The following is a 4,040-nucleotide window of genomic DNA, read 5'->3' as shown; positions in this document are numbered from 1 at the left end:
GCCCGCCCGGGCAAAGCGACTGCAGCGTCTGGGACGACGATCCCGGCACCCCGGGCGGCCCCGGCGGGGGCGGGGACACCGGCGGGGGCGGGGACACCGGCGGGGGCGGCGACTCCGGCGGCGGAGGCGGCGCGGCGAAGTGCCAGTGGAACGGCCGCCCGGTCAAGTGCTACGACGACGTGCTCGGCTGGTTCAACAACGGCGACGGCTGCTACTACAAGCTCGCCGAGCCCCAGCCCGAGGCCCCCGAGGGCCAGCAGTGGTACGTCCGCACCTGCAACGGCGGCGACCTCGGCGCGCAGACCACGGTCCTGTGGGACTCCCCGCCGCCCGGCTTCGGCGCGCCGCCCGACCCGGAGGAGCTCGCCCGACGGGCGCTGGCCAGGATCAAAATCGAGGCGCCCCGGATCGCGGTCGCCCCGCGCCGTAGCAAGGGCCCCGGCCTGGTCGGGCTGCCGGTCTGGATGTGGGGCGAGAAGAAGGTGGAGTCCTTCGGGCCGAGCCAGTCGGAGCAGGAGACCGACCGGGGCCTGACCGTACGGATCACCGCGACGTTCGACCGGATCGTGTGGGACATGGGCAACGGCCGGAAGGTCACCTGCACCGGCCAGGGCACGGCCTACACGGCCACCGGCCGGTACGCCGGCCGCCCCTCCCCCGACTGCGGCTACCACAGCGGCTACCCGAAGGCCGGCGACTACCGGGTCCGCGCCACCACGTACTGGACGGTGACCTGGAGCGGCGGCGGCGAGAGCGGCGTCATTCCCCTCACCCGGACCAGCGGCACAGTCCCGATCCAGATCAACGAACTCCAGGTGGTGACCCGGTGAGCGCGAGGAGTGAGCCGATTTTGCGAGCCCCGCAGTCGCGAACGGAGATGGCACAGTGAGCTTGGCGACGCGTAACGGAACCGGACCGGTCGACGCGCCGGTCGCCCCGCCCAAGGTGGTCCGGCAGCGCCGGATGCGGCCGGGGCTGCTCGGCCTGGCGGTGCTGCTGATCGCCCTCGGCGGGCTGGGGGCGGCGTTCGCGGTCACCTCGGTACGCGCCACCGGCAGTTACCTGGCGGTGGCGCGGGCGGTCGAGGTCGGCCGGCAGATCAGCGCCGACGACCTGGTCCCGGTGCAGGTGGCCGGCGGTCAGGGGCTGTCGCCGGTGCCCGCCGACCGGCTCGGCGAGGTGGTCGGCAAGCGGGCCGCCGTGTCGCTCACCCCCGGCACGCTGCTCACCATGGCCCAGCTCACTGACGATCCGCTGCTCGGCCCCGGGCAGCAGCAGCTCGCGCTGGGTCTCGGCCCGGCCGAGGTGCCCGCCCGCAAGCTCCACCCCGGCGACAGGGTCCTGCTGGTCAGCACGCCCGACGACAACGGCAGCAGCCCAGCGGGCACCGCCACCCGGTTCGAGGCGACCGTCATCGACACCGCCAAGGCCGAGGACGACGACGAGGTGGTGGTCTACCTGGCCCTCGCCGTCCGGGACGTGCCGGCGGTGGTGGCGCTGTCGGCGCAGGAGCGGATCGCCGTCGTGCTCACCGGGGTGGCCTGAGCATGGCGATCATCGCGCTGGTGTCGGCGAAGGGCTCGCCGGGGGTGACCACCTCCGCGCTGGCCTGCGCCCTGACCTGGCACCGGCGGTTGGTGCTCGCCGAGTGCGACCCGGCGGGCGGCTCGATCCTCGCCGGCTACCTCGGCGGGGCGCTCGACGGCCCCCGGGGCATCGGCGAGCTGGCGGTCGGCGAGTTGCGCGACGGCAACCTGGAGGCGGCGTTCTGGTCGCAGCTGGTGGACCTGGACGCGCCGAAACGGGACCGGCTGCTGCTGCCCGGCGTCGTCGACCCGGCGCAGGCCGGCAGCGTCACCCCGCTCTGGCAGCGGTTCGCCGACTTCTTCGCCGGCCTGGAGCGCGGTGACCCGTCGTACGACGTGATCGTCGACTGCGGGCGGCTGCACGTGGTCGGCCCGCCCTGGCCGATCCTGCGCGCCGCCTCGGTGGTGCTCGTCGTCAGCGGCGCCCAACTGCCCGACCTCTCCGATACCCGGTCGATGGTGAAGACGATCGAGCGGGACTTCGCCGAGCACCGGGTGCCGCCGGGCAGCCTGCGGCTGCTGCTGGTGGGCGACGGCCACGGGCGCACCGAGGTCAGCAAGGCGCTGCGGCTGCCGGTGATCGCCCGCCTGCCGCACGACCCGCGTACCGCACAGGTGCTCGGCCTGGGCGGCACCGTGCGGGCCGGTCGGCCGCTGATGCGCGCGGCCGCCGCCCTGGAGGTGCCGGTCGGGGCGCTGCTGGAGCGGCGGCGGGCCCGGCTGACGTGGCCGGTGCAGCAGGGGGTGCCGGATGCGGTTTGAACCGGTCTCCGCCGACCCCCGACGGCAACCACCCGGAGCCACCTCGACGGCGCCCCCGCTGGCCCCGCCGAACGGCCGGCACCACCACCCCCTGCCGGCCCCGGCCCCGCCGCCGGCCACCGCCGTGCCGCCGGAGCCGCCGGCCCGACCCCGGGTCGACTTCCAGGTGGTCCGCGAGCTGCGCCGGGAACTCAGCGAACGGCTCACGCTGTGGCAGCGCGGCCGGGAGTTCACCGTCGACGAGGAGGACACCGAACGCGCCCGGCTCGCCGTGGAGGTGGTGTCCGGATACGCCGACTCGGTCCGCCGGGCCGGCACCCCGATGGCGGCGGGCGAGGAGCGCCTCCTGCTCGATCAGGTGACCGCCGAGCTGGCCGGGCTCGGCCGGCTCCAGACCCTGCTGATCGACAACACCATCGAGGAGGTGCACATCCTCGGCTGCGACCAGGTGCGGATCACCCGGCACGGCGGTGGCGTCGACTGGGCCGAGCCGATCGCCGACAGCGACGCCGAGCTGGTGGAGATCCTCCAGGCGGCGGCCCGCCGGGCGGGGGCCACCGAACGGTCGCTGTCGACCTCCAAGCCCACCCTGGACCTGCAACTGCCCGACGGCAGCCGCCTCGCCGCCGTCTTCCTGGTCAGCCACCGCCCGTACGCGGTGATCCGCAAGCACAACACGCTGGACGTGAGCCTGGACGACATCGCCGGCAGCCGGAACGACCTGGACGAGATGATCGACCCGCTGCTGCGCGACTTCCTCCGCGCCTCGATGCGGGCCGGGCTGAACATCATGGTCGCCGGTCTCGCCGGGGCGGGGAAGACCACGGTCATCCGGGCGCTGATGGACGAGATCCCCGCCGACGAGCCGTACGTGCTGCTGGAGGAGAGCCGGGAGCTGCTGCCGGCCCGCCGTCGGCTGAAGCACCGGGCGGTGATGAGCTTCGAGTCCCGGGAGGGGCACGGCGAGCGGGGGCTGGACGGGCGACCGGCGGGCGAGGTGAGCATCGCCGACCTGATCCCCGTCTCGCTGCGGATGGGCGTGCTGCGGATCATCGTCGGCGAGGTCCGGTCCCGGGAGATCGTGCCGATGCTCCAGGCGATGACCACCAGCCGCGGCTCGATGTGCACCATCCACGCGCGTACCCCCGCCGGGGTGAGCGAGCGGATCATCGAGCTGGCGCTGGCGCACGGCCGGGAGATGACCGTCGACCAGGCCCGCCGGATGGCCGGCAACGCGCTCGACCTGATCGTCTACGTCACCGTCGAGGACGAGACCGCGATCGGCGGCCGCAAGCACCGCTTCGTCTCGCACGTCGAGGAGGTGATCGGGGTCGGCGACGGCAACCGGATCACCACCACCAGCGTGTTCGGGCCCGGGCCGGACGGTCGGGCGGTACCCCGGCACCTACCCGAGCGGGTCCGCGCCCAACTGCTCCGCGTCGGCTACGACGCCCGGCTGCTGGGCCGGTGGATCGAGGCCGGGACGGGTGCCTGGCGGCGACCCCGGCAGACCCGACTGGGCCAGCGGTGACCCGGTGCCCGACAACGTCGAACTGATCGCGGTGGCCTCCGGGGCCGCCTGCGTGGCCGGGCTGCTGCTGGCCGTCGTGGCCCTCGTCGGCACCCGCCGCCCGCCAGGCCCCGGCCCGGGCGCCAGCCGGGGGCCGGCCCGGCTGTGGCGGGGCTCCGGCG

General features: G+C 74.9%; 4 protein-coding genes and 1 pseudogene. All 5 read left to right on the top strand.

What is annotated here, in order from left to right; genetic code table 11:
- The coding region (locus tag NCC78_RS28800; protein ID WP_250798455.1) for a hypothetical protein at window positions 1–830 on the top strand (830 nt) is incomplete at its 5' end.
- A 55-nt stretch (window positions 831–885) separates the two neighbouring features.
- Entirely contained in the window at window positions 886–1,545 is a 660-nt protein-coding gene (locus tag NCC78_RS28795) for an SAF domain-containing protein (RefSeq protein WP_250798453.1), read from the top strand.
- A 2-nt stretch (window positions 1,546–1,547) separates the two neighbouring features.
- The gene (locus NCC78_RS28790) at window positions 1,548–2,348 is read left to right on the top strand and encodes a CpaE/TadZ family protein (protein ID WP_250798451.1); all 801 of its coding nucleotides are present in this window, start codon (window positions 1,548–1,550) and stop codon (window positions 2,346–2,348) included.
- On the top strand, window positions 2,338–3,879 hold the full coding sequence (locus NCC78_RS28785) for a TadA family conjugal transfer-associated ATPase (RefSeq protein WP_250798450.1): 1,542 nt from the start codon (window positions 2,338–2,340) through the stop codon (window positions 3,877–3,879). Before NCC78_RS28790 ends, NCC78_RS28785 begins: the two co-directional genes overlap by 11 nt.
- A pseudogene (locus NCC78_RS32615) lies at window positions 3,840–4,040 on the top strand (type II secretion system F family protein); the annotation flags it as partial. The gene NCC78_RS28785 and the pseudogene NCC78_RS32615, both read left to right, overlap by 40 nt.

The organism is Micromonospora phytophila (genome assembly GCF_023656545.1).
Taxonomy (GTDB): domain Bacteria; phylum Actinomycetota; class Actinomycetes; order Mycobacteriales; family Micromonosporaceae; genus Micromonospora; species Micromonospora phytophila.
Note: the sequence above shows the minus strand (reverse complement) of the source record. Positions and strands in the feature narration are given on the sequence as shown.

Bases quoted from the DNA above. Each gene is read 5' to 3' on its own strand.
- NCC78_RS28790 (WP_250798451.1), top strand. From the start codon at position 1,548: ATGGCGATCATCGCGCTGGTGTCGGCGAAGGGCTCGCCGGGGGTGACC.
- NCC78_RS28785 (WP_250798450.1), top strand. From the start codon at position 2,338: ATGCGGTTTGAACCGGTCTCCGCCGACCCCCGACGGCAACCACCCGGA.